This window comes from Arthrobacter sp. 01T425, from assembly GCF_056398725.1.
In genome coordinates, this window is sequence record NZ_JBFTPY010000002.1 from 60,483 (window position 1) to 84,979 (window position 24,497).

Consider the following 24,497-nt stretch of genomic DNA (forward strand, 5'->3'; position numbering starts at 1 on the left):
TCCGCTAGCTGAGCCGCGCGGACTGGCGCAGCGGCGGCGCCGTCGTCGTCCGGATAATCAGCCGGTGCGGCGCCACAGCGGACTGCACGGAGCCGGAAATGCCGTCAAGCTCGTCCAGCAGCATTTTGGTGCCGAGTTCGGCCTGCTGGTCCGGGCGCTGCCCGACTGTGGTCAGGCCCATGGCCTCGGCGAAGTCGTGGTCGTCGATGCCGATGACCGAGAGGTCCTCCGGGACGCGCACACCGGCTTTGTTGGCCTCGAAGATGACGCCCATGGCCATCTCATCGGAGGCGCAGAAGATTGCTGTGGGCTTGGCACCGCCGGTGGCCCAGAGGCGGCGGAATGCCTCCTGACCGCTGCGGACGGTGAAGTCCCCCCAGAGGTCCCATTCGGCCCGGACGGGCAGCCGCGACTCGCCCATGATGTCGTGGAAAGCCTGGATCCGGACCCTGGGGACGTCGAAGTTGAGGTCGGTTTCGTCGTCGCCGTGCAGGAGCGCGATGTCCGTGTGGCCCAGCCCGATCAGGTGGCGCACTGCGGTGGCGGCCGCGGCGTAGTCGTCGATGCCGATGTAGGGGCACTCCTCGACGTGGCCTCCCACCACCACCAGCGGGATGTCGATTTTCTGGAGATGCTCGATTTCCTCGTGGGTGAGCGCCATGCAGAGGACCAGCAGGGCGTCGATCTGCTTGTAGACCATGGTCTTGCTGAAGAGCCGCTCACGGTGGCTGCCGTGGCCGCCGAGGTTGAAGAGGGAAAGGTTGTACTGCCGGGAGTGGAGTTCCCGGTCGGCTCCCTCGATGGCCTTGGAGAAGAACCAGCGGCTGACGAACGGGGCCAGGACGCCGATGGTTTTGGTCCGGCCCGTCGCCAGGCCGGACGCCGAGGACGACGCGACGTAGCCCAAGGATTCGGCGATGCCGAGGATCTTCTCGCGGGTTGCCGGGGAAACACGGGGCAGTCCCCGGACGGCACGGGATACGGTGGCCGTTGACACGCCCGCAGCGGCGGCGACATCCTCAATGCTGACGCCCGAGTGGCCTCCGCGCTGCGCCCGTTCCGTCCGTGCCACCTGTGCCCCCTAATTAACGGTCCGTGGAAGCCTGGCGGCTGCCCGCAGACGTGTTGCGTCCGCCTCCCCCCGGCGGCTGAATAATCCTGCCCGGCTGCTGCCCGGCTCCTGCCCGGCTGCTGTCCCCCTGCTAGGAGTGCCGGCTGGCCGTCCGGCGCGGCAAACGCCGGCGCAGCCGGATCATCCCGTAGAGGGCCAGCAACATGGCGAGCAGACCCAGGGCCCAGAAGAGGGCTGGCTGGGCGGTCACTTCCATCCAGACAGTGACCACCAGCAGCACCACGGCCCAAAAGCCGAGGAACCCGATGATGATGTCGAAGTCCTCGCCGGAGCGAACCTTTCGACGCGTCGCCGGCACGTGACCCTGGTTCTGCTCGTCAGTCATCACGCCTCAGTCACTTAACCGCGCCGGCCGTGAGGCCCGCGACAATCTTACGCTGGAACACCAGCACCAGGATGACCAAGGGAATGGTCACAATAGTGCCCGCAGCCATGATGGCGGTGTACGGAATCTGGTTCGGCTGCGCACCGGCGAAGCTCGCAATGGCCACGGTGACCGGCTGCGTTGCGTCGGACGAAAGCTGGCTGGCGATCAGGAATTCATTCCACGATGAGATGAAGGCCAGGATGGCGGTTGTGAAGATGGCCGGTGCGGCCAGCGGCATGATGACCTTCCGGAAGGCCTGTCCCTGCGTGCAGCCGTCCACCCGGGCCGATTCCTCGAGCTCCCACGGCATCTCCCGGAAGAAGGAGGTCATGGTGTAGACCGTCAGCGGCAGCACGAACGAGATGTTCGGGATGATCAGGGCCTGGTAGGTGCCCATCCAGCCGATGTTCGTGAAGAGCTGGAACAGCGGGGTGATGAGGGCGACGCCGGGGAACATGGAAGCGCCCAGGATGAAGCCCAGCACAAGGTACTTGAACTTGAAGTTCAAGCGGGCCAGTGCGTAGGCGGCAAACACGCCGATCACCAGCGACACCAGGGTGACGACGGTGCCGATGAACAAGCTGTTCAGCAGTGCCTGGCCAAAGTGGTTGCCGAAGGACGTGTCGAACGCCGTCTTGAAGTTGTCCAGCGTGATGTGAGTCGGCAGGATCGAGGTGTCGTAGGTGTAGCCGACGTCGCGGAACGCCGTCACCACCATCCAGTAGGCCGGAGCCAGGCACCAGAAGAGGATCACGACCGCACTGATGTAGGTCCGGCTCTGGGCCCACTTCTCGCGGTTCTGCGCGGCCTTCCGCCCCCGGTCCTGCTCTGCGCGCAGCTCGGTTGCGGCGCTCGTCGCGGCGGTCATTTCTTCCCCTTACCTGCGCCGGTCTGCTGCTCCACCACGTTCGCTCCGAGGAAGCGCACGAAGATGAAAGCCACCAGAAAGATGATGATGAACGTGATGGTGGACAAAGCCGCCGCCGCGTTGAAGCCCTGCCTGATCTGGTTGATCACCAGGATGGAGAGCGTGGTGGTGTTGTTCGCTCCGCCGGTCAGGATGTACGGGAGGTCGAACATGCGCAGCGCGTCCAGGGTGCGGAACAGGATGGCCACCATGAGCGCCGGTTTCACCAGCGGCAGGGTGATCATCCGGAACCGCTGCCAGGCTGAGGCGCCGTCGACCTTGGCCGCCTCGTACACTTCCGCGGGAATCATCTGCAGGCCGGCAAGAATCAACAGCGCCATGAACGGCGTGGTCTTCCAGACGTCCGCGATGATCACGGCCCACCTGGCCGGCCATTCGCTGCCGGTCCATAGGACGGTGGTGTTGAAGAGCTTGTTGCCGATGCCTTCGAAGGCGAAGATGAACAGCCACAGCTTGGCCGTCACGGCGGTGGGGATGGCCCACGGCACCAGGACGGCTGCACGGACCAGGCTGCGGCCCTTGAAGGCCCGTGCCATGATGACGGCCATCCAGAAGCCGAGCACGGTCTCCAGTGCCACCGTCACGATGGTGAAGAAGAACGTGGTGCCGGTGGCGGACCAGAACTGCGCGCCGAGGGTTCCCGGCGGGCAGTCAACGGTTCCGCCGGACGGTGCCGGGCATTGCTGGAAAATCCAGTTGTAGTAGTTCGAGAAGCCGGCCGGGCCACCCTCAACGAAGAGACCCGTAGCGGGGTCCAGACCGGCATCCTTCTGGAATGACATCACAATGGCGGTGATGATCGGATACACGATCACTACCGACAATGCGAGGATGGTCGGCGCCAGCAGCCAAGCTGCCCAGCGCCCCTGCGTCGCGATGCGGTTGTCCTCCCCAACACCCTTGGGTGCGTGGTGGATCGGTGCCCCGCCCGACGCCGGTGCCTTGACCGACGTCGGGCCTACTTCAGTTGCCATGATGGACCTACTGTCCCGCGCTAGCGGACTCGATGGACTTCTGCATGTCGGACAGGGCCGCGTCTACAGTCTTCTCGCCCTTGATGGCCGAGTACGCGTTTTCCTGGATGGCCTTGGTGACGGCCGGGTAGAACGGGGTGACCGGGCGCGGCACGGCGTTCTCGATCGAGGTCTTCAGGACCGGCAGGTACGGCAGCTTGGCGACGAGCTCCTTGTCGTCGTAGAGCTTGCCGAGCACCGGTGCGAGCGAACCCTGCGTGGCGAAGAACTTCTGGGTCTCTTCGGTGGTGAGGAACTTCAGGAAGTCCACCGCGGTGGCCTTGTTCTTGGAGTAGACGCTGATCGCGGCGCTGTGGCCGCCGAGGGACGAGGCGCCCGGACCGGTCTTGCCGGGGAGTGCGGTCATGCCCAGGACGTCCTTGACCTTGGAGGAGCCTTCGGTGGTGGCCAGGTTGTAGACGTAGGGCCAGTTGCGCAGGAACAGCAGCTTGCCGTCCTGGAATGCCTGGCGGCTTTCCTCTTCCTGGAACGTGATGGCTTCCTTCGGGATCGAGCCGTCTGCGTAGGCCTTGGTCAGGTTGGCCATGCCGGCCTTTGCCTCCGCGGTGAGCAGGTTGGGCTTGCCGTTCTCGTCCAGCACGGCTCCGCCGGCGGAGTTGATTGCCTCGGAGGCGTTGACGGTCAGCCCCTCATACTTCTTGAACTGGCCGGAGTAGCAGCCGATGTTGTTGGTCTTGGCGATGGAGCACATGCTCATCATCTCGTCCCAGGTCTTCGGGGGCGTGGGGACCAGGTCCTTGCGGTAGTACAGGATGCCGCCGTCGGATGATTCCGGTGCCGCGTACAGCGTGCCCTTGTAGGAAGCGGCATCAACGGTCGGCTTCAGCATGGCCGAGGTGTCCAGCGCCATCTTGTCCTTGAGCGGCTGCAGCCAGCCCTTGGCGGCGAATTCGGCGGTCCAGACGACGTCGACGCTCGCGACGTCGTAGCCGGGGTCCTTGGCCTGGAAGTGCTGGACGAGGTCGTCGTGCTGCTGGTCGGCCTGGTCGGTCTGCTCCTTGAAGGTGACCTTTTCGTTCGGGTGGGCGGCGTTCCACTTGTCGATCAGCGGGCGGACCACGTTGCTGTTGTCCTTGCCCTGAACGTAAGTAATGGGGCCGCGCCCGTCCAGGCCCTGCGAGGCGGCGTCGCTGCCGCTGGTAGTGCCGCCACCTCCGCCGCCACACGCCGAAAGGGTGATAGCCAAAATGCCTGCCGTGGCGACGGGAAGTAGGAAATTGCGGGTTTTCATACTGGAGTGCTCCTCGCTGAGTACCGGTGAAAAACGGCCGTACTGATGGTGTGCCGACCATCACAGTAATCAACAGGCAGTCCGGAATGCAAGCGTTTACATGAAACCTTTATGCAAAGGAGATTCCGTGGCCCGCCGGCCGGCCACCTCAGCGGACCCGCTCGGAACGGCCGAACCGCGACCGCGCGCCGGATCCGATGTGGATCAGCACCGGGGTGCGTTTGCCGATCACCGCGTCGAGCGCCTCTACCAGGGCGGAAACTTCGGCGGCGAGCCGGTGCGGGGCGACGCCCTGGCGCGGTTCCACCCGGATCTTGAGGGCCGGCTCCCCGCTGATCTTGTAGGCGGCGACCGTGACGCCGGCCAGGTCGGGCCGGTCCGCCAGCGCCGCGCGGAGCGTCTGCTCCGCCACGCCGCCGCTGATTCCGACGTTGCCGGGCACTTCACCCGGGTCCTCCTCTGCCACGAGCAGGCTGGTCCGGCCCGTACCCTGTTGGGCAATCCAGGCGATCATCAGGCCAATCACCACCAGCAGCGCCACGCAGATGGCAAGCCACAGCCAGCTCCCCTGGCGGCGGGGGAATTGCGTCCGTTCGAACAAATCGAGCCAGAAGCTCAGGACGCCGCCGGCCCACTCATGCCACCACACGCCCACGGCCGGGACGCTTGCAAGCAGTATCAGGAGGACGCCGATGGCGAGGAGCAGGATGCCAAGGATGCCAATCAGTACGCGGTTCAGCGCCCGGGGGGTGTTGTTCATGCCCCCACCACCCCGGCTGTGGATACCTGGATCCGCACGTCCGGCATCGGCCAGGGGCCCATTTCCTCCACTTCCCGGCGCACAGCCTCCAGGACGGCGTCCGGGCGCAGCGGCACACCGGAGGTCGGCCGGACGTTGACCGTGATCCGGTTCCGCGACACGACCACCATCACCTGTTCCTTGGCCACGTTGGCGGCCAGCCGGGCCCGGCGCGCCAGGGCAGCGGCGATCACCTCATCGTCCACCACGACGGCGGCCCGGCGGTCCGGGAGCAGGTGGCGTGCCCGCCGGCCGGGCAGCACGGCATTGAGGAAGAAGAACAATCCGGCCATCGCGATCACAGCGCCCGTGACGCCGAGCAGAAGCGGCGGGATTCCCGCCGGGAGCGCGACTACCCGCTCGGCCGCGGTCTGCGGATCCACGAGCCACGGCGGTTGCCCGATCGCACGGACCCCGGTCTCAAGCAGCGCATAGCCGAACACGGCCATGACCAGACCGGCCGCGATCACGGACACAACAGCGCGCGATGTGTGCGTCTCCCGTTTCACTATCCGGCCCATGCCCGCGGCGCCGGAACCCAACGGCGCGCTCCCCTGCACCGCATCGGCGTCGTGCCCGGCGGAGTCGATCCCGGCGTTCTGGGTGTCCTGGCTCAATGTACCCGGCCTCCCCCGCGCACGGCGGCCCCGCTGATGCGGATGTCCACCCGGCTCAGCTGCGCTCCGGTCAGTTCCGTCACGCGGCGCAGAATCTCGGCCTTGGCTGCGACGGCACGCTCCCAGATGGAACCGCCGAATCCGGCGACGCGGCCGGGGTCCCGGACCACAGCGGTGAGATTCGGGACCGCGACGGGCATGACAAGCGACAGGGCGAGCAGCCCGTCATCGTCCGACCAGTCGGCGCGGACGTCGTGCGCCGGGACACCGAGGGCCTCCCCCGCGGCCGCCCGGGCCACGCTCGTCAGGGCCTGGGTGCTGATGCGGTTGTGCCCGGCCACCGCGGCGCCGGGGATCGGCGCTTCTGCCGTGATGCTCATGAGGAGGAACGCCGGCCCGTGAGGGCGTCAAACACGCTTCGCAGGTCCAGCTTCCCCTCTGCGGCCCGGCCCAGGAGGGCGCCAATGGCCATGAAGAACAGGGAGCCGAGGAAGCCCCAGACACCGAACTGGAAGGACATGAAGGCCACGAAGGCGCCCATGGCGATTCCCACTACCGTCAGACTCATTGGATTGCCTCCCTGACTGGCCGGGCCTCGGCGGACGCGGCCGGTTTGGCCGGGCCGGGCACATAAACGTCGTTGATCTCGATATTGACCTCGATCACTTCGAGACCCACCAGTTCCCCGACGGCGGCGTAGACGACGGCGCGGACCTGGTCCGCGAGGGTCTGCAGGGGGGTGCCGTACACGGCAACAAGATCGATGTCCACGGCGACCTGCGTTTCGCCGACTTCCACGCGGACGCCCGCTGCGTGATCAGCGTTGCCGACGGCGTCGCGGATGGCCCCGAGGGCGCGTGAGGGTCCTGATCCCAACGAATAGACGCCGGGCACCGATCGGGCGGCGATGCCCGCTACCTTGGCGACGGCAGTTTCCGCTATGACCGTGCGGCCGGTGCCGGCCGGCGCGGACAGACCGTCTGTAGGACTGACTAGGGCATCGGGACCGGGCTGACCGGCTGCGAGCCCGGCAACGTGTTGACCGGCCGCGGGACCGGCGACGGGTTGAGAATTCTGGTATTCCATAACGCACTCCCCCTTCTCTTTGACACAACCCTAGTCCCTGCCTTGGGGCGCGTGGGGGAATCTTGCGGCGCCCGTTCCCACAGTCCATGCAGGTGGGGGCGGGAACGGGCGGCCTGCATCGGGGACAAGGCCAGCCGTCTGTCGGCTGCCGGATGTCAGCCGGGGGCCGACGCGGGCGTTGGCCTGGCCGAACCCCCTACTTGCAGTTGGTGGCGATCCAGGTCGTGACCGGCGCCATGGCGGCCTGGAGCTTTCCGCTGGAGAAGACCGTCTGGTCGGTGACGCCGGCAACGGCCACCTCCTTCAGGTTGGCGAAGTCGGACTTGAGGCTGTCCGGGACGCGTTCGGCCGTCGCGGCCAGCTCCGTTTTGAACTGTTCCAGTTCCGCCGTCTTGCCTTGGGCTGCCGACAGCGGAAGGAGCGTGGCGCCGGTTGCCTGCTCCGAGATCTTGGAGCACGCCTCGGCGGCGCTGGTGAAGCCGCCGAACGGTCCCGAGGTCCCGCTGGGGCTCGGCGTGGCGGACGTGGAAGCGGTGGACTCGCCACCGGCGGACGTGCCCGCGGCGGACGAAGGCGCGCTGCCGGCTTGCGGGGCCGAACACCCGGTAAGCGCCAGGGCTGCGAGGAGGGCGGTTGCGGCGAGAGGACGGGCAATATTCTTCGAAGTCACGTTGCAGAATCACTTTTCGGTTGAGATTACGCCGCCTGCCCGGACCGGGCTGCCGGCGGCCTTGGTGTTCTTTCCCCAGCGTGCGAGTCTAGCCCGGCCGGCTGGACGGCCCCCAAACGGTCGCCGCCGTCGGCCGCCGCCCGCCTCCCCCGTCGATAAAGCGGAGCACCAGATGGTGTTAAAGAAGAAAAGCACCAGTTCTCAAAGAACTGATGCTTCCCAGTGGTGGCTCCGACCGGCGTCGATCCGGTGACCTTTCGATTTTCAGTCGAACGCTCTACCAACTGAGCTACAGAGCCTAGGTGACATGTCACCTTGAAGGCCGGAATTTCTTCCGGCAATCAGAGCGACCCTGACGGGACTTGAACCCGCGACCTCCGCCGTGACAGGGCGGCGCGCTAACCAACTGCGCTACAGGGCCTTGCTTGTTTACTGCTTGTTCTTGCTGTCTGCGATATCGCTACCGCAGATTTTCAAGGCCTTTAGCCTACCAGACTTTTTCACCCGGTTTGACCAGTTCCTTGCGTACCCCCAACGGGATTCGAACCCGTGCCGCCGCCGTGAAAGGGCGGTGTCCTAGGCCGCTAGACGATGGGGGCCAGGACGCCATCCGTCGGAACATATCAGGGCAAAAATTAAGGGCCGAAGCCTGTCGTTTTTGTCCTTTCGGGTTCCTCCGAACTGGACTATAAAACTATAAGGGCAGACCCCCGGATTATCCAAAATCGGTCCTTCCCGCCGATACAAAGCCGGGCCAAGATAGGGGCGGGGCCGGGCAGAGTGGGTGCAAGATGGACTGATGGATGCCGTTGATGCCCTCAATGAGATTGCGTTCTGGCTCGAACGCGGGCTCGCCCCCACCTTCAAGATCCAGGCGTTCCGCAAGGCAGCCGGGATTATCGGCGCCCTGGACCCGGAGGAGGTCGCAGCGCGGGCACGCAACGGCAGGCTCAAGAGCATGAAGGGGATCGGCGACAGAACGTTCGAGGTCATCCGGCAGGCGGTCGACGGCGGCGTGCCCGACTATCTTGAGGATCTGCGCCAACGCGGGCAGCAACCCCTCGCGACCGGCGGCGCCGAACTGCGCTCGGCCCTCCGCGGGGACCTGCACAGCCACAGCGACTGGTCCGACGGCGGGTCCCCGATCGGACTGATGGCTGACGCCGCCCGGACGCTGGGCCGGGATTACCTCGCCCTGACGGACCACTCCCCCAACCTCAAGATTGCCAACGGCCTGAGCGCCGAACGCCTTCGGGAACAGCTGGACATTGTTGCGGACATCAACGCGGACGGCGGTGACTTCCGCCTCCTGGCCGGGATCGAGGTGGACATCCTGGAGGACGGCACCCTGGACCAGACCCCGGAGATGCTGGACCGGCTGGACATCGTGGTGGCGAGCGTCCACTCGAAGCTCCGCTCCGACCGGCGCACCATGACCGAGCGGATGCTGGGCGCCATCAATGATCCGCACACGAACGTCCTCGGCCACTGCACCGGCCGGCTGCTGCAGGGGTCGAGGGGAACCCGCCCGCAGTCCGAGTTCGACTCCGCGCGCGTGTTCGCGGCGTGCGCCGGCAATAATGTGGCCGTCGAGATCAATTCCCGCCCCGAACGGCAGGATCCGCCGGACGAGCTGATCCGGCTGGCCCTCGATGCCGGCTGTCTGTTCAGCATCGACAGCGACGCCCATGCGCCGGGCCAGCTGGATTTCCTGCAGTACGGTGCCGAGCGCGCGGCCTCGAACGGGGTACCCGCCGAGCGGATCGTCACCACCTGGCCGCTGGATCGGCTGCTGGAGTGGGCCGGAAGCGGCAAATAGCGGCCGGACAGCTGCCTTGGGCGAGGCCCCAGGGCTACCCCAGCCCGCGGATGCCCAGCCGCCCAATGCCCTGCTGCCCGCCGATGCCTAGGGCCGTGACGACGCCGGCCCTTCGGGATGCCACGGCGTGGGCCTGGGCAGCCAGCGCGGGACATTGCTGCGGTACTCCTCGTACGCCGCACCGAACTTCCGGGCCAGTGTGGGCTCCTCGTACTGCCGGACGAAAGCCACCACCGGGATGGCACCGATGCCCAGAGCCAGGAAGAGCCTCGGCTGGCCCAGCAGGAGCCCCTGCCCCGCGACGGCCGCGGCAATGGACACGTACATCGGATTCCGCACGTACCGGTAAAGGCCGCCGACCACCAGTTGCCTGGGCGGGGCAAATGGCGCGGGGGTCCCGATGCCCTCGACGGCGAAATGCACAAAGGAGTTCGCGATGACGGCAGCGCCCGCACCGATCATCATGGCGCCCGCGATCTGCGCGGGCACCCCGCCGGGGACCGGGGACTCCACTTTCCAGCGGGTCAGCAGCCACGGCACCACGCCGGCGGCGGTTGCGGGGGCGACCGCGAAGACGGCTGTGCCGATTGCTGCACGCCGTCGTTCGCTGGCCGAAGCTGGGGATGCTGTCATCCAGCAATCGTGACCCCGCCACGTCGAACGGACAAGGGCCCACCGGCCTACCCCGGGGACGGGGGATCAGCCTGAGCTTTCCCGACACTTTGCGTGGGCGCGCGATGGGCGGCGCGCGGCGGGGCGGAGCGGCGGGCGGGCGCGTGTCAGGCCAGCAGCAGCACGGCAAGGGTGACCATCACGACGGCGATGCCGGCGTCGAGCACACGCCAGGCCGTCCGGCGCCGGAACAGGGATTTCAGGAACCGCGCCCCCGCGCCGAGGGCGGTGAACCAGGCAATGCTTCCCAGGCCGGCCCCGGCGGCGAACCACCAGCGCCCGGCTTCGCCCTGGGCGGCAGCGAGGGACCCGAGCAGCAGCACCGTGTCCAGGTAGACGTGCGGGTTCAGCCAGGTGAAAGCCAGGCAGGTGCCAAGGACGGCGGCACGGCCGGCGGCGGGCTTGTCGCCGGGATCCTCCATCTGCTCCCCGCCGACCGCACGCCGGGCCGCGAGCGCCCCGTAGGCAAGGAGGAACGCGGCCCCGGCCCACCGGATCACGACCAGGGCAGCGGGCGCCCGGTCCAGGAGGATGCCGATGCCCGCAACGCCCAGCAGGATCAGCACGAGGTCCGAGACCGCGCAGACTGCCACCACCATGACGACGTGCGAGCGCTGGATGCCCTGCCGGAGGACAAAAGCGTTCTGCGCGCCGATGGCAACGATGAGGGACAGGCCGGCGGAGAGACCGGAAAACAGGGGAAGGATCACCACTCCACGGTAGGCGCCCGCCAAAGATGAAACCAGTTAAAGATTCTGCTGATACGTAAGATGGGCTAATGATGGAGATCACCCCCGAACAGGCCCGGACGCTGGCCGCGATTCTGACGCACGGGAGCTTCGACGCCGCGGCCGCGCACCTGTCCGTGACGCCGTCGGCGATCAGCCAGCGGGTCCGGGCACTCGAGACCGCCGTCGGGCGGCCGGTCCTGACCCGGGCGCGGCCGCCCGGACTCACGGAGTCCGGCGAGGCCGTGGTGCGATTCGCCCGGCAGCTGGAAATGCTCTCTGCGGACCTGGCCGAGGAACTGCAGCCGGAGCACCCCCGCGGAGGGACGCGCCTGACGCTGGTGATCAACAGCGATTCCTTGCACACCTGGGCGTTGGCCGGCCTCGCGGCGGCCAGTGACAACGTCCAGCTCGAGATCCTGCGAGAAGACCAGGAGCACTCGTTGGACCTGCTGCGCGCCGGAGCCGCCGCGGCCGCCATCACGGAAACAGCCCAGCCCATGCCCGGCTGCTCATCGAGCAAGCTGGGCACCATGCGCTATTTGCCGGTGTGCGCTCCGGACTTCGCCCGCCGCTGGTTTGGGGCGGGTGCGACCGGCGCGACCCTCGCCGCCGCTCCCGTTGTGGTCTTCGACCGCAAGGACGACCTGCAGGACCGCTGGCTGCGCCGGGTCAGCCGGGCCTCCCTGCAGCCCCCGCGCCACTATGTCCCGGCCGCCCAGGAGTTTGGCGATGCCATCCGCTGGGGCATGGGCTGGGGCATGATGCCCGAAATCGAAATCGGCGAGGACCTGCTGGCCGGCAGGCTCGAGGCCCTCGCCCCGCGAGCGCACGTGGACGTTGCCCTCTACTGGCAGCAGTGGCGGCGCGGCTCGGCAGCGCTGAACGACGTCGCGGCCGCTGTCCGGACGGCGGCGCGCGTCCTGCGCTGAGGCCATTCGGGATGTTGGCAGGATCTCGACTAGACGTGACCGATTCCCGCCAGCCGGGAGGAGGCGGGAACGGCTACATTGGCAGCATGGCAACAACCGCCGCATCCGGCCCCACTCCGTCCGCAGGCCCCCACGAAGGGTCTCCGCACGCCGCCCCCGCACCCGCCCCGCAACCCGCGCCGCCCCCTCCCGGGCAGCCGGCCACGATCAGCAGGCTCGGCATCGCCGCCGTCATCGTCACCGTGGTCCTGTGGGCCTCCGCCTTCGTGGGCATCCGCGCCGTAGGCCCGAGCTTCTCCCCTGGCTCCCTGACGCTCGGCCGGCTGGCCGTTGCCGCCGTCGTGCTGGGCCTGCTGGTGGTGCCCAAGCTCAGGGGCCTGCCCCGGGGCCGCGAGTGGTGGCCCATCCTCGCCTATGGCGTCATGTGGTTCGGAGGCTACAACGTGGCCCTGAACGCCGCCGAACACATGCTCGACGCCGGCACGGCCGCCCTGCTGATCAACGTCAACCCCATCCTGGTGGCCGTCATGGCCGGTGTGATCCTGAAGGAAGGGTTCCCGCGCTGGCTCATCATCGGCAGCCTCATCGCGTTCGGCGGCGTGGCCGTGATTGCGCTTGGTTCCGGCCAGCGGTCGACGGCGGACGTGGCCGGCGTCCTGCTCTGCCTGCTTGCGGCCGCGCTGGCCGCCGTGAGCGTAATCGTCCAAAAACCGGTGCTCCGCAAGTTCCCGGCCGCCCAGGCCACCTGGTTCGGCATCATGGTGGGCGCCCTGTGCTGCCTGCCCTTCAGCGGCCAGTTGGTCACCGAGTTGCAGTCCGCTCCCCTGCCGGCCACCCTCGGCCTGGTTTACCTGGGCATCTTCCCCACTGCGATCGCATTCACCACCTGGGCCTATGCGCTCTCGATGATTGATGCGGGACGCCTCGCGGCCACCACCTACCTGGTCCCGGGCACCACAATCCTGATCTCCTGGCTGGTCCTGGGCGAGATTCCGACCATCTGGGGCCTGGTGGGCGGCGCGATCTGCCTTGTGGGCGTGGGGCTGACCCGGCGCCGGTCCCGCTAGAGTTTGCCTATGCCCTCCTCCCTCCCGCCCGGCCTGCCGATCGTTCCGAACGGCGGGGAGGGCAGTGCCGGCGGGGACGGTGGTGACGGCCCGGACGACGGCCCCTTCCCGATGTCCGAGGCCGATTTCGAGGCCGCCGTGAGTGATGCCCTCGACCGGATCCCGCCGGATCTGGCAAAGACCATGAGCAATGTCGCGATCTTCATCGAGGACGACTACACCCCGCAGCCCGGCGAGGATCCAGACACCGTGCTGCTGGGGCTCTATGAGGGGGTGCCCCTGACCGAGCGGGACTCCTGGTGGGACGCCGGCTCGCTGCCGGACCGGATCACCATCTTCCGCCAACCCATCCTGGACATCTGCACCTCCCGGGAGGACGTGATCGAGGAAGTCACCGTCACCGTGGTGCACGAGATCGCCCACCACTTCGGCATCAGCGACGCGCGCCTGCACGAGCTCGGCTGGGGATAGCCTTGTAGGCATGGGACACGACCACAGCCACTCGCACGGCATCACTGCCACCGGCAAGCACCGCAAGCGCCTGGTCGCCGTCCTGGCCATCACGCTCGCCGTGGTGCTCGTGCAGACGATCGGTGCGGTTGTCTCCGGATCCCTGGCCCTGCTCGCCGATGCCGGACACATGCTCTCGGACGCCGCCGGCGTCTTCATCGCCCTGCTGGCCGCATGGATCGCCACCCGGCCCGCCAGCGATCTGCGCACCTACGGTTACCAGCGCGCCGAAGTTCTGGCGGCGCTGGCAAACGCACTGGTCCTGATCGTCATCTCGGTGGTCATCTTCACCGAGGCCATCCGCAGGCTCGGCACCACCCCCGAGGTCCACACCGACGTCATGCTCGCCGCGGCGGTCCTCGGCGCCGTCGCCAACCTGGTCTCCCTGCTGATCCTGCGCGGCGCCCAGAAGGAAAGCCTGAACGTCCGCGGCGCCTACCTCGAAGTCCTGGGGGATCTGCTGGGGTCCTTTGCCGTCATCGCGGCGGCGGTGGTCATCATGGTCACCGGGTTCCAGGCGGCCGACACCATTGCCTCGATCCTCATCGCCCTCATGATCCTGCCCCGGGCCTGGCACCTGCTGCGCGACGTCGTCGACGTGCTCCTCGAGGCCACGCCCAAGGGCGTGGACGTTCAGATGATCCGCGACCACATCCTTGCGGTGGACGGCGTGGTATCCGTCCACGACATCCACATCTGGACCATTACCTCCGGTGTCCCCGTCTTCTCCGCCCACGTGGTGGTGGAAGACGCAGCGCTCGGCGCCAAAGGCGCCGACCGGGTTCTGGACAAACTCACCAGCTGCCTTGGCTCCCATTTCGACACCGAACACTGCACGTTCCAGCTCGAGCCCACCACGCATTCAGAGCACGAGGCCCACCAGCACGCCTGACCGTCGGCAGGACACACCCGTCACGGACGTGGCCAAATGACACTCGTGTTGTTTATGTTATTCATGTGACTCGTGTTGCCAAAGTAGCCTTTGGCACGTAGCCTCATGCCTGCTGGGTGATCCGCAGAGGGCTTTCACGCGCCAAATCCGACCTCGCTCACTCCAGCCTGAGACTTCAGCGAGGTTGCCCATGAGTTGGATCCGATCCGGCCGCAAGACGGCTGTGCTCTGCACCGCCGTCGTCCTCCTCGGAACGCTCGCGCTCCCGGCCCAGGCCGCGCCGCTGATTTCTTCGCAGATTTCTCCGCAGGGGCGCCCGCCGCTGGAGACTGCCGGCCGGGTTCCGGCGTCGCCGGAGATCCCCTCACCGGAAGAGATCGCTGCCGCCAAGTCCAGTGCAAGCTCGACGGCGGCAGAGGTCACCAGGATCGACGGGCTTCTGGCCGACGCGTCGGCCGGCCAGGAAACCAGCCTCGCCGCATCCCTGCAAGCAAACAACGCGTACGGCGAGGCCCTCGTGGAGCTGGCCACACGCCGTGACGCGGCGGCTGTGGCGGCCGCCAGGGCTGCCGCCGCCGGGGCAGAACAGGCCAAAACCCGCAAACAGCTGGGCCAGCTGGCCGGTGACCTGTACCGCAACGGCGGGCTGAACCCGGCCCTCAGCAGCTTTGTCAGCGGCTCCGGGCGGGCCCTGGAGGATGCAGCCACGCTGGAGGCTGTAACGGCCGGACGCGCGCGGGCCTTCGAGTCCGCGGAAAACGCGGCCACGGCCGCGCAGTCCCTGACCGAAGCCGCAGCGGACGCCAACCGCGCCGCCGACGAGGCCGCCGCGACTGCCGCGGACCGCAAGGCCGACGCCGGCCGCGCCGACGCCGCCCAGCGCCAGGTCGTGGCCGATGCCAAAGCGCAGCGCAGCGCGCTCGTGGACCAGCTGGCAAGCCTGAGAAACACCACCGCGGCGCTGGAATCGGCCCGGGTGGACGCCCTCGACCGCCAGCGCCAGCAGGCTCGGCTCGCAGCACTGACCGCGGCGGCAGGCCCAGCGCTGCAGCCTGGCACGGGTTCACAGCCGGCACCGGCAGCACCGGGACGGGACGATTCAGCCGCAGGACAGCCAGCCGCTCCGGCTCCCGCCGACGTGCCGGCCCCCGCTGCAGCGCCCGCACCCGCGCCCGCACCCGCGCCCGCACCGGCCTCCGCTCCGGCTCCGGCGTCCGCGACGGATCCCGCACCGGTACCTGCTCCGGTCCCCGCACCGATTCCTGCCCCGGTCCCGGCGCCAGTACCCGTTCCGGTTCCGGCGCCGATTTCCGGCGGGTCAAACCAGACCGCGATTTCGGTGGCGCTCGGCAAGACCGGATCGCCGTTCTTCTACCAGTACGGCGGAACCGGGAGCTATGGGTTTGACTGCTCGGGCCTGGTGCAGAATGCGTTCGCCGCCGCAGGGAAGTACCTGCCCCGCACGGCCTCCCAGCAGTTCGCCCAGGCCCCCGTCCATGTCCCGCTCTCCCAGGCGCGTCCGGGCGATCTGTTCGTCTGGGGTTCGGCCCCGGGCTTCTACCACGTGGCCATCTACCTCGGCGGCGGCCGCGTGGTCCAGGCGCTGAACCCCGACGCCGGCATTACCGTGACCGATGTTGCCGCCATGTCCGGGATGCAGCTGTACGGCTACGCGGCCCGTTACTGAGACTGGCGGCTAGGAGAGCACGTCCTTGGTGATGAACCTGCCGTAGGCCAGCGCGCCGAAGACGGCGACGTAACCGCCCTGGAGGAAGGCATTGGCGGCAAAGGAATCCCAGGAAACCGGCTGCCGGAGCAGATCGCCAAAGTCCAGCCAGTAGTGGCTGAAAAGCCAGGGATGCAGCCACTCGAGTTGCGGCAGCGCGTCCAGGACCTGCGCGACGACAGAGAGCACCACGGTGGCCGCCATGGCCCCCACCGGAACATCGGTCAGGGTGGAGATGAACAGCCCGATCGCCGACAACCCCAGCAGCGAAACCGCCAGATAGGCGGCGATCAGCAGGAGCCGGACCAGGGCCTCGCCGGTGCCGATCGTGTCGCCGGAGAGCAGGGTCACCGGCCCCACGGGGAAGAGCGCCGCGCCGATTCCGGCCCCGGTCAGGGCCACCACGAGCGGGGCAACGATCACGAACACGGCCGCCCCGGCATATTTGACGATCAGCAGGCGGATCCGCCCGGCGGGAGCCACCAGCAGGTACCTCAGGGTCCCCTGTCCGGCCTCTCCGGCGATCGTGTCTCCGGCCACGACGCCGACGGTAAGGGGCAGGAACAGCGGAACGGAGACCACCATTGCCGTGACGCCCACGAACAGGCCGTTCTGGGCGATCCGGTCCAGGAAGGCCGGCCCGCGGCCTGCCGGCACGGCCGCGGAGACCCGCACCGCCACCGCGATCAGGATCGGGATGGCCGCCAGCGCGCACAACATGGCCCACGTCCTGCGGCGGCGGAACAGCACCCCGAGCTCGGACGCCAGCAGGTCACCGGTCAGGGACCCGCGCCGGACCGGCGCAGCGCCCGCCCCGCCGTCCCCGCCAGCGCCTGCGGCCGCTTCGCTGGGGCCCGGCGCCGGGGCAACTGACGGGCCGGCTGCCGGATCGCCCGCGGATGAGCTGTTACTGGACAACGTCGAACCCCTCCCCCGTCAATGCCACAAACCGGTCCTCAAGGCTGGCCTGTTCGGTCGCGAAGCCGCGGACCCGGACCCCCGCCGCCACGAGGGCCGCCACCACGGCCTCCGGCTGCACGGCCGCCCGCTCCACGGACCGGGACGATCCTCCGTCTTCCCTGGCAGCCGGAGCCCCAGGCAGTGACGCGAACAGGGCCGCGTCGATCCCGGAGCCGGCGGCACCGGAACCAGCGCCACCGGGAGTACGGCCGTCGGTGCCCAGGGTCGCGGTCAGGCCGAGGCCGGCCAGCACCTGCGCCGCAGTACCCGGATCCGGGGTCAACACGCGGATCCTTGCCTGGCCGGCCCCGCGCAGTTCCGCCAGGGTTCCCTGCGCCACAAGCCGGCCAGCGCTCATGATGGCCGCATGGGTGCAGATCTGCTCGACCTCGGCCAGCAGGTGGCTGGAGACGAACACCGTGGCGCCGTCGGCCGCGAGCGATCGCACCAGGCTCCGCACCTCACGGGTGCCCTGCGGATCCAGCCCGTTGGTGGGCTCGTCCAGCACCAGCAGTTCCCGCGGGGCGAGCAGGGCGTTGGCGATCCCCAGCCGCTGCTTCATCCCCAGCGAATAGGCCCGGACCAGCTTGTCCGCGGCGTGCGTCAAACCCACCCGTTCCAGGGCTGACTGGACGCGGGCACGCCGAGTGGCGCCCGAACCATAGGGGTCCGCGGCGTCCATGCGGCGCAGATTCGCGGCGCCGGAGAGGAAAGGGTAGAACGCCGGTCCTTCCACCAGCGCCCCGACCCGGGGCAGTACGTCATTGAGTTTGCCGGGCATCTCCTCGCCCAGCACGCGCATGGAACCTCCGGTGGCGGTGGCCAGGCCGAGCAGGAGCCTGATGGTGGTGGTCTTCCCCGAACCGTTCGGGCCCAGGAAACCAAAGACCGCGCCTTTCGGCACGGCCAGGTCGACGCCGTCGACAGCCATCTGCTGGCCGAACCGTTTGGTCAGGCCCGTGGTCTCAATGCTCAGCTCGGCCGCCGGCCCGGCGGCGCTCACGCGGCCGTCACCGGATGGTCAGGGAGCAACCGTCGGCCACCGGATACCGCACCGGACATCACTTCTGTGCGGCAGCGGCCTGGAGCCGCTCCAGTGGCACGGAGCCGGCGACGACCCGGCCGTCGTCGAGCACCAACACGTTCACCAGCGCGGTGGACAAGAGCCGGCCGCCCTGGACCGGGACGGTGGCCTGTTCGAGCAGGGCCGTGGCGTCCGACGCCGGGCCGGCCGTTCCCGCCGGGAACTCAACAACCGAGTCCCAGCCAGAGCCGGTGACGGCCGGCTTGCCGGCGCGGTCCTTGGCCGCCGGCGCTGTGGCGTTCCCGGCGTCGTTTCCGTGTTTGTGCTCCTTTACCGGAATCTCCTCGACCGTGGCGCCCGGCGGCGGGGTGAACGTGAAGACCGACGCGTCGGGGGCCCCGAGGGTCAGGCTGGTGTAGGCGACGCGGAAGGCGGGATCCGACTGTCCGCGCGCCTTGACCTCGACGCCCAGCGGCAGCCCGGTCTGGCCGTCAACGGCTACTGTGATGGACCCGACCAGCGTCGCATCGGACTTTGGTGTCAGCACCAGGTTGTAGGCGGGCCGGCCGGCTACCTGGACATCGGCGCCCACCGCCACGTCGGTGCCCGGTTCGATCTTGGCCAGAAGCATCGCGGCGAGCTGGTCGGGGGTGGCGGTGACGTCGGTGCCGGCGCTGTGACGGCCTGTGTCACCGGCGTCGTCGGCCGGGAGCTGGGCATGGGCGGCCGTGTTGTCCTTGGAGTTGTAGAACCACACGTCGTTGCCGTGGCGGATGGCGTTGCGTTCGGCCAGCCGGTCCATCACCTGGACGCGGGCGTTGTCCGGGCCGTCGCGATAAACCCGCGCGGTGTGCGGCCCCGTCAGCAGTTCGAGCCATGCCGTCCCTGACGCGTCCGGGCCGGCACCGGTCTTGGGCAGCTCAGGAAGCCCGAGCGCAGAGGACTGTTCCAGGGTTCCGGAGAGAGCGGGCTGGCGGTGCTGGGCAATCAACTGCAGCACCTGCTCCGGCGTCTTGGGCGGCAGGGGATCCCCGGCGCTGGCGGGCAGGGATCCGGCCAGCGCGCCGGCGGCAATAACGGCAGGAACGGCGGCAGCGGGCAGCCAGCGCAGCCACGTGCGCGTCATCGTGACCGCGCTCCGGAAAGAGATGTTCCAACTATCCGCGCCTGGGGAATGCGCGCTTCAGTGCAGCTCATAGGTCAACAGTACGCCTGGCCCCGGCGGCCCGGTTATCCTACTTCAGCACATTAATGGTCAGTTCCACGGCGCCCAGCAGGAACGCGAGCACGGAGGTGCCCAGGCCCGCCACGAGCAGCAGGCCGGGATGGGCCAGGCCCACCACCACCCGCCTCAGCCGCGGCCTGTCCCGCAGGAACTTCTTGGGCACGGCGCCCGGTTCCGGCGTTTGTTTCCAGCCCCGGAGCCGCCGCAGGAACCAGGCGCAGCGAATGATGAAGGCCAGCCACAGTACTGAGACCACCAGCGGGATCGCGGCCAGCAGGAGGTTGAAGCCCACCGCGGTGACCTCGCGTTCGGACGCCCCGACGAGTGACTGGAGGGTGGTTGAGATCGAGGCGCTCATGACCACGGACACGCCCCACACGAGGAAGGCGGCGATCAGGGCCAGGAAGCGGACGAAGAAGTGGCCCAGGACGGAGTCCCGGCGCGGCTTCAGGTAGCGGCGCGGGGTGGCGTGCAGAAGGGCGATGCTTGCCAGCAGCGTCGGCAGGGCGGCGAGGCCAACCAGCACGTACCAGGACCAGCCGGCCAGATCCAGGAACTCGTCGGCCACAATCAGCACCGCCCAGAACCCGGCCCACGCCCAGCCGGCCGTGAGCGGACGCCCCACGAACCACTCCGGCAGCCACGCGTCCGGGTCCACGGGCGCGGGGGCGTCAGTCGCGGGCGCGGGGGCTCCGGGCGCGGGGCTTGCGGGCGGCCGGGTGTCAGGCGCCGGTATGCCCGCCGCGGGAACTCCGGCGCTCCCGGGCTCCCGGCCCTCGGAGCCGCGCACTTCGCTCATGGCCCCACTGTAGCGAGCCGGCCGACACCATGGTGCGGAGCCCGCCGCCGCGGGCGGCCCGGCACGAATTGGCCGGCGTCAGAGTGGCGGCGTCAGGGTGCCGGCGACGTTGACGGCGTCACGGTGCCGGCGGCGCCGTCGACCGTAATGCTGTGGCCCGTGGCGATCCTCGACGTCGCGTCGGGGACCCCCACCACTGCGGGGATCCCGTATTCCCGGGCGACGACGGCGCCGTGGGAGTTGGGCCCGCCCATTTCCATCACGAGGCCGCCGGCTGTCAGGAACAACGGCGTCCAGCCCGGATCGGTGGACGGCGCCACGACGATCTCGCCCGGTTCCAGGTGCGCGCCCTGGGGGTCCAGGATCACCCGGGCCCGGGCAGTGATGGTGCCGGCCGAAGCCGGCGTGCCGGAGAGCCGCCCCGCGCCGCCGTCAGAACCCGCCGGCCCCCTTCCGCCGGCTGTGGTCTGCACCGCCTCGGGCTCGGTGCCGTCCGAGAGCAGCACGCGGGGAATGTGCCGGCGGCCCAGTTCGGCCGCGTAAGCCTCCCGGCGCCGTGCCACGAGCCCCTGCAGCGCGGCGCCGCCGAGCCCCCGGTGCGCGTCAGCCAGGTCGAGGAAGAAGATATCGTCCGCCGCATCGATGGCCCCGGCCGCGGCGAGTTCGGCCCCGACGGCTGCGAGCTGCTGCCGGACGGCGCCGAGCGCTTCCACGAGGTGGTACTTGGGCAGCTCACGCAGCCCGGCGAACATCCGGGTCCGCCGCAGCGCGGCCCGCGCGAGTGCACCGCGAAGGCGGCTGCGCTGCCCCGCCGCTGCCACCAGCCGTGCCACCTGCGCCTCCGCCTCGCGGGCCGCCTTGCCGAACTGCCGGTCCGGGGCGAGCGCAGGATCATCCATGCGCAGATAGTTGGCCAGAACCCCGAGGATGTGGGTTGGGTCATCAGACCAGCGGGGCATGCCGACGTCGATCTCCGCCACGGCGCGGTGGCCGTACCGGCCCAGGAAGTCCCGCAGCCCGGATTGCACGACGCCGGGCAGGTCCGCCGCCCGGTAACGCCGGGCTATCTCGGGCAATGCGGCTTCCCCGAACACCGCCGCCGACGCCGGGTCGTTGCGGATGGCAGTAGCCAGCGACCACAGGTCCAGGTCCATTTCGGTGGTCACGTTGTTGGGCAGCCCCCGCAGGACTTCCTGCAGCGCCCCGTTCCCGGGTTTCCCGGCGAGTTTTCCGGCCACGGCCAGCAAGGCGAACCCCAGGGCGGGCAGCGGCAGGATCGCGGGAACCACGGCAAAGACATGCTGGCCAAGGATCCGCTCGACGTGGTCCAGACGCTCCGTGGCGGTGGCGCCGGCGGGCACCGCGAGTGCCGCGCGGAGCTGTTCGCCCACACGGTCTGCCCGGCGCAGTGCCGCCTCGGGCCGGATGAGGCCGCGGATCAAGGTCTCCGGGACCTTCGCCCGCGCCGCCACCGGAGCGACGTGGCGCAGGAGTGGCCACGGCGATCCTATGGTCACGGAGAATCTGGGATCGTCGAACAGGTTGCGCAGCACGGCCGCGGAGCGCGCCTCCATGATGTCGAATACCCGGGGGACGATTGCGCGTCCGGCCTTGCTCCGGACTACGGGCGTGAGGTCGAAGAATATGCGCTGGCCGGCTTCCGCATACGGCGCGGGCCCGTCACGGGGCACCGGCACCGGGAAATGCGCCGCCCCCGCGACCGAGGACGCAATCAGCCGGATGCCGGCGAGGCCCATCGGGGTCAGGGGCCTGGTCAGCCCCTGGGCCAGGCTGAAGCATAAATACACGCGCGGCGTCGGCCCGGAGGGAGGCCGGTCCGGCATCGGATAGAGCGTGGTGATGGGCCTGGACTGCGTCAGCCACACGGCACCGTCCCGGCCGATGGCCCATTCGAGGTCCTGCGGCGAGCCGAAGTGCACCTCCGCGCGTCGGCCCAGGAGCTCCAGTGCCGCCAGTTGGGCGTCGTCCAGGCTGGGCGCCAGCCCGGCGTCAGGTTGCGCCACCCGCTCGGTGCCGCCGCCGGGCAGTGGACGGATGAGCATGCCCTTGTCCCCAATTCGTCGCTCGAGGATCCGTCCCGTGGTGCCGTCGAGCACGAAGTGGTCAGGGTTGACCGCCCCGGACACCACGGCCTCCCCCAGCCCCGGGCTGGCGTCGATGACGGCCTCGTGCCGCCGGCCGGTCACGGGATTGGCTGTGAACAGCACCCCGGCCACGGCCGCGTCCACCATGCGCTGGACCACCACGGCGAGGGACACCGCCGAGGGCTCAATCCCCTGCACCGCGCGGTAGGTCACCGCGCGGTCTGTCCACAGCGAGGCCCAGCACCGGCGGACGGCAGCCAGCACGGCATCCGCGCCCACCACGTTCAGGAAAGTGTCCTGCTGGCCGGCGAAGCTGGCAAACGGCAGGTCTTCGGCGGTCGCGGAGGACCGCACGGCGACCGCCGTGTCGGTGCCCAGCGCCGCGTAGGCGGCGCGCACGGCGGCGTCGATGTCGGCGGGGACATCGGCGTCGAGCACCAGCGCGCGGGCCTTCGCCGCAAGCGCAGCCAGCCCCGCCAGGTCGTCGGGGGCTGTTGCGGCGAGGGCGCGGTGCACGTCCGCCAGCGCCGGGGATGCCGTGGCGTCCAGATACGCACTGGTGGTCAGGCAGAAGCCGGCGGGCACCGGCAGGCCGGCGCGTGCCAGTCCGCCCAGGTTCGCCGCCTTCCCGCCGACGGTGGCGAGCATGTCCGGGCCAAGGCGTTCTAGGGCCAGGACCGGCCCGCCCTCGGCAGGGTCCGGCGTCCCGGGGTGCTCCATCCGTTAACCGTCCTTCCGACGCCGGGCCCGTCGCCTCGGGATTCTAGGAGTCGCCGAGCATCGGGCCGAAGCTGGCTCTGTCCGCCAGCCGCGGGTCGTCGCGGTCCGGCACCACCATGACCGGCCCCTTGGCGTGGTGGAGGACGCCGTCGGACGTGGAGCCCAGCAGCATTCCGGTGAATCCGCCGCGCCCTCGGGTGCCGACCACCACGAGCTCCACGTGCCGGCTGGCGTCGACGAGGATGTCGACGGGCGAGCCGTCCACGAGCTGCGTCTCCACCTGCAGGGCGGGGAAGTGGCTCCGCAGCCAGGCCACGCCGGCGTCGAGCTGGACCTTGATGTCGGCGAACAGTGCGTCGCGGTCCATCGGGGTGGGCACCCATGCCAGCGAGCCGGTGTACTGCGGCACCGCGCACACCACGCGGAGCCGGGCGGAGAGCCGCTCGGCCTGCGCTGCGGCCTCCAGCACGGCGACGCGGGCCTGCTCGGAACCGTCGACGCCGACGACCACGACGTTCTCCACCGGCTGGCTGCCCGACTTGGCCCGTTCGGCGAGGACGTGCTTGTCGTCTGTGGTTTCGCCCAGGCGGTCCGCGCAGATCAGCGGCACAGTCACGGTGGGGCACTTCGAGTGGGCGGGCAGCGCGCTGCTGACGGAGCCGAGCAGCCGGCCCACGAAGCCACCGCGGCCGCGGGTGCCGAAGACCAGAAGCTCCGCGGTTTCGCTGATTTCCAGCAGCACGCCGGACGCGTCCCCGTTTTCGACGGACGCGTCGACGTCGATGTTGTAGAAGGCGATCTTGTCCATGGCGTGCTTGAGGATGGCTTCGGCGCCCTCGCGGATCACGGAGTCGTCCACCGTGGCGTAGCCGCCGTCGAGCCCGGAAGCGGCGAAGATCGGAACGGAATAGGCGGTCACGATGTGCAGCGGGCGGCGGCGGCGCTCCGCCTCACGGGCCGCCCACACCAAGGCGCAGTGGCTGTGGTCCGAGCCGTCCACTCCCACGACGATTCCGCGGGGCGGCGCCGGCTCGCCACCGGTCTCCCATGCCGGGTCCGGATGCACCTGTTCACGGCCCATAGGGTCCGCCTCCTCGCGATTCTTGCCTGATGTTGCGGCTATTCTGCCAGAAGTACTGCCGCCCGGCGTCCACCGGCGAGGCGACCCGGAATCTGCGTGCAGGAACCCCTGATTTTCCTCACTATTCTCGGTTAACTGCGAACATTCAAGACGGCGGCAAGGCGCCCCCGGCCGCCCGCGGCGGAAGGATTTACGCAGAATTAACACGCCGTTTCCTGACCCGGAAATTCAGGCTTTTGACCCGGTTTCCGCTGGAGCGGGAGCACGGAAACCGCCGGAATCCGGCACCACAGCCAATGTCCTACCTCCCCTATCCACGGGCGGGAATCTTAGGTATCCTTCGAGGCATTGCTGAACCGAGACTGGTGTTCCA

The 24,497-nt window shown here is 69.0% G+C and carries 25 protein-coding genes and 3 tRNA genes; 6 read left to right on the forward strand and 22 right to left on the reverse strand.

Annotated elements, in window-relative coordinates:
- Positions 1 to 4: 4 nt before the first annotated feature.
- From AC1DNG_RS04085 to AC1DNG_RS04150, 14 genes are all read right to left on the reverse strand, one after another.
- Positions 5 to 1,072, reverse strand: coding sequence for a LacI family DNA-binding transcriptional regulator (locus AC1DNG_RS04085; RefSeq protein WP_476851805.1), 1,068 nt, complete (start codon positions 1,070 to 1,072; stop codon positions 5 to 7).
- 130 nt (positions 1,073 to 1,202) lie between these two features.
- On the reverse strand, positions 1,203 to 1,457 hold the full coding sequence (locus AC1DNG_RS04090; protein WP_079552393.1) for a hypothetical protein: 255 nt from the start codon (positions 1,455 to 1,457) through the stop codon (positions 1,203 to 1,205).
- A gap of 10 nt (positions 1,458 to 1,467) precedes the next feature.
- Entirely contained in the window at positions 1,468 to 2,367 is a 900-nt protein-coding gene (locus AC1DNG_RS04095; RefSeq protein ID WP_223914586.1) for a carbohydrate ABC transporter permease, read from the reverse strand.
- Entirely contained in the window at positions 2,364 to 3,401 is a 1,038-nt protein-coding gene (locus AC1DNG_RS04100) for a carbohydrate ABC transporter permease (protein ID WP_026266860.1), read from the reverse strand. Before AC1DNG_RS04100 ends, AC1DNG_RS04095 begins: the two co-directional genes overlap by 4 nt.
- A gap of 7 nt (positions 3,402 to 3,408) precedes the next feature.
- Positions 3,409 to 4,692, reverse strand: coding sequence for an ABC transporter substrate-binding protein (locus AC1DNG_RS04105; protein WP_028277787.1), 1,284 nt, complete (start codon positions 4,690 to 4,692; stop codon positions 3,409 to 3,411).
- A gap of 148 nt (positions 4,693 to 4,840) precedes the next feature.
- The gene (locus AC1DNG_RS04110; protein WP_476859443.1) at positions 4,841 to 5,452 is read right to left on the reverse strand and encodes a hypothetical protein; all 612 of its coding nucleotides are present in this window, start codon (positions 5,450 to 5,452) and stop codon (positions 4,841 to 4,843) included.
- The gene (locus AC1DNG_RS04115) at positions 5,449 to 6,108 is read right to left on the reverse strand and encodes a hypothetical protein (RefSeq protein WP_476886697.1); all 660 of its coding nucleotides are present in this window, start codon (positions 6,106 to 6,108) and stop codon (positions 5,449 to 5,451) included. The genes AC1DNG_RS04110 and AC1DNG_RS04115 overlap by 4 nt, the downstream gene beginning before the upstream one ends.
- Positions 6,105 to 6,488, reverse strand: coding sequence for a hypothetical protein (locus tag AC1DNG_RS04120; RefSeq protein ID WP_476851809.1), 384 nt, complete (start codon positions 6,486 to 6,488; stop codon positions 6,105 to 6,107). The genes AC1DNG_RS04115 and AC1DNG_RS04120 overlap by 4 nt, the downstream gene beginning before the upstream one ends.
- Entirely contained in the window at positions 6,485 to 6,676 is a 192-nt protein-coding gene (locus AC1DNG_RS04125) for a hypothetical protein (protein ID WP_223914590.1), read from the reverse strand. Before AC1DNG_RS04125 ends, AC1DNG_RS04120 begins: the two co-directional genes overlap by 4 nt.
- Positions 6,673 to 7,194, reverse strand: coding sequence for an Asp23/Gls24 family envelope stress response protein (locus AC1DNG_RS04130; RefSeq protein WP_230012588.1), 522 nt, complete (start codon positions 7,192 to 7,194; stop codon positions 6,673 to 6,675). The genes AC1DNG_RS04125 and AC1DNG_RS04130 overlap by 4 nt, the downstream gene beginning before the upstream one ends.
- Before the next feature lie 196 nt (positions 7,195 to 7,390).
- Positions 7,391 to 7,864, reverse strand: a complete 474-nt coding sequence (locus AC1DNG_RS04135; RefSeq protein ID WP_476886698.1) for a hypothetical protein — start codon at positions 7,862 to 7,864, stop codon at positions 7,391 to 7,393.
- 223 nt (positions 7,865 to 8,087) lie between these two features.
- A tRNA-Phe gene (locus tag AC1DNG_RS04140) sits at positions 8,088 to 8,163 on the reverse strand.
- Between the two features lie 48 nt (positions 8,164 to 8,211).
- A tRNA-Asp gene (locus tag AC1DNG_RS04145) sits at positions 8,212 to 8,285 on the reverse strand.
- A 105-nt stretch (positions 8,286 to 8,390) separates the two neighbouring features.
- Positions 8,391 to 8,463, reverse strand: a tRNA-Glu gene (locus tag AC1DNG_RS04150).
- A gap of 200 nt (positions 8,464 to 8,663) precedes the next feature.
- Here AC1DNG_RS04150 and AC1DNG_RS04155 point away from each other — a divergent pair.
- Entirely contained in the window at positions 8,664 to 9,683 is a 1,020-nt protein-coding gene (locus AC1DNG_RS04155; protein WP_476886699.1) for a PHP domain-containing protein, read from the forward strand.
- 87 nt (positions 9,684 to 9,770) lie between these two features.
- Here the strand turns inward: AC1DNG_RS04155 and AC1DNG_RS04160 are convergent, their stop codons facing one another.
- The gene (locus AC1DNG_RS04160) at positions 9,771 to 10,316 is read right to left on the reverse strand and encodes a methyltransferase family protein (RefSeq protein ID WP_476886700.1); all 546 of its coding nucleotides are present in this window, start codon (positions 10,314 to 10,316) and stop codon (positions 9,771 to 9,773) included.
- Positions 10,317 to 10,462: 146 nt separating this feature from the next.
- A complete protein-coding gene (locus AC1DNG_RS04165) occupies positions 10,463 to 11,065 on the reverse strand; it encodes a LysE/ArgO family amino acid transporter (protein ID WP_476886701.1) in 603 nt (200 codons plus the stop codon).
- 68 nt (positions 11,066 to 11,133) lie between these two features.
- Here AC1DNG_RS04165 and AC1DNG_RS04170 point away from each other — a divergent pair, with 68 nt between their 5' ends.
- From AC1DNG_RS04170 to AC1DNG_RS04190, 5 genes are all read left to right on the forward strand, one after another.
- Positions 11,134 to 12,015, forward strand: a complete 882-nt coding sequence (locus tag AC1DNG_RS04170; protein ID WP_476886702.1) for an ArgP/LysG family DNA-binding transcriptional regulator — start codon at positions 11,134 to 11,136, stop codon at positions 12,013 to 12,015.
- An 86-nt stretch (positions 12,016 to 12,101) separates the two neighbouring features.
- On the forward strand, positions 12,102 to 13,082 hold the full coding sequence (locus AC1DNG_RS04175) for a DMT family transporter (protein WP_476859450.1): 981 nt from the start codon (positions 12,102 to 12,104) through the stop codon (positions 13,080 to 13,082).
- 9 nt (positions 13,083 to 13,091) lie between these two features.
- A complete protein-coding gene (locus tag AC1DNG_RS04180) occupies positions 13,092 to 13,553 on the forward strand; it encodes a metallopeptidase family protein (RefSeq protein ID WP_476886703.1) in 462 nt (153 codons plus the stop codon).
- A 10-nt stretch (positions 13,554 to 13,563) separates the two neighbouring features.
- Positions 13,564 to 14,484 carry a cation diffusion facilitator family transporter gene (locus AC1DNG_RS04185; protein ID WP_476849824.1) on the forward strand — a complete coding sequence of 307 codons (921 nt, stop codon included), beginning with the start codon at positions 13,564 to 13,566 and terminating at the stop codon, positions 14,482 to 14,484.
- A 190-nt stretch (positions 14,485 to 14,674) separates the two neighbouring features.
- A complete protein-coding gene (locus AC1DNG_RS04190; protein ID WP_476886704.1) occupies positions 14,675 to 16,171 on the forward strand; it encodes a C40 family peptidase in 1,497 nt (498 codons plus the stop codon).
- Positions 16,172 to 16,180: 9 nt separating this feature from the next.
- On the opposite strand, the gene AC1DNG_RS04195 is transcribed toward AC1DNG_RS04190, so the two are convergent.
- The 6 genes from AC1DNG_RS04195 to AC1DNG_RS04220 all read right to left on the reverse strand — a co-directional run bounded on the left by AC1DNG_RS04195 (position 16,181) and on the right by AC1DNG_RS04220 (position 24,124).
- Positions 16,181 to 16,993 (reverse strand): ABC transporter permease, encoded by an 813-nt coding sequence (locus AC1DNG_RS04195; RefSeq protein WP_476886797.1) that lies wholly within the window; start codon positions 16,991 to 16,993, stop codon positions 16,181 to 16,183.
- Positions 16,994 to 17,117: 124 nt separating this feature from the next.
- A complete protein-coding gene (locus AC1DNG_RS04200) occupies positions 17,118 to 18,173 on the reverse strand; it encodes an ABC transporter ATP-binding protein (protein WP_476886705.1) in 1,056 nt (351 codons plus the stop codon).
- A 58-nt stretch (positions 18,174 to 18,231) separates the two neighbouring features.
- Positions 18,232 to 19,320, reverse strand: coding sequence for a LolA family protein (locus AC1DNG_RS04205; protein WP_476886706.1), 1,089 nt, complete (start codon positions 19,318 to 19,320; stop codon positions 18,232 to 18,234).
- 109 nt (positions 19,321 to 19,429) lie between these two features.
- Positions 19,430 to 20,218 carry a hypothetical protein gene (locus tag AC1DNG_RS04210; protein ID WP_476873270.1) on the reverse strand — a complete coding sequence of 263 codons (789 nt, stop codon included), beginning with the start codon at positions 20,216 to 20,218 and terminating at the stop codon, positions 19,430 to 19,432.
- A gap of 92 nt (positions 20,219 to 20,310) precedes the next feature.
- The gene (locus AC1DNG_RS04215) at positions 20,311 to 23,043 is read right to left on the reverse strand and encodes a PEP/pyruvate-binding domain-containing protein (protein WP_476886707.1); all 2,733 of its coding nucleotides are present in this window, start codon (positions 23,041 to 23,043) and stop codon (positions 20,311 to 20,313) included.
- A 43-nt stretch (positions 23,044 to 23,086) separates the two neighbouring features.
- On the reverse strand, positions 23,087 to 24,124 hold the full coding sequence (locus AC1DNG_RS04220) for a universal stress protein (RefSeq protein WP_230009431.1): 1,038 nt from the start codon (positions 24,122 to 24,124) through the stop codon (positions 23,087 to 23,089).
- Positions 24,125 to 24,497: the final 373 nt, after the last annotated feature.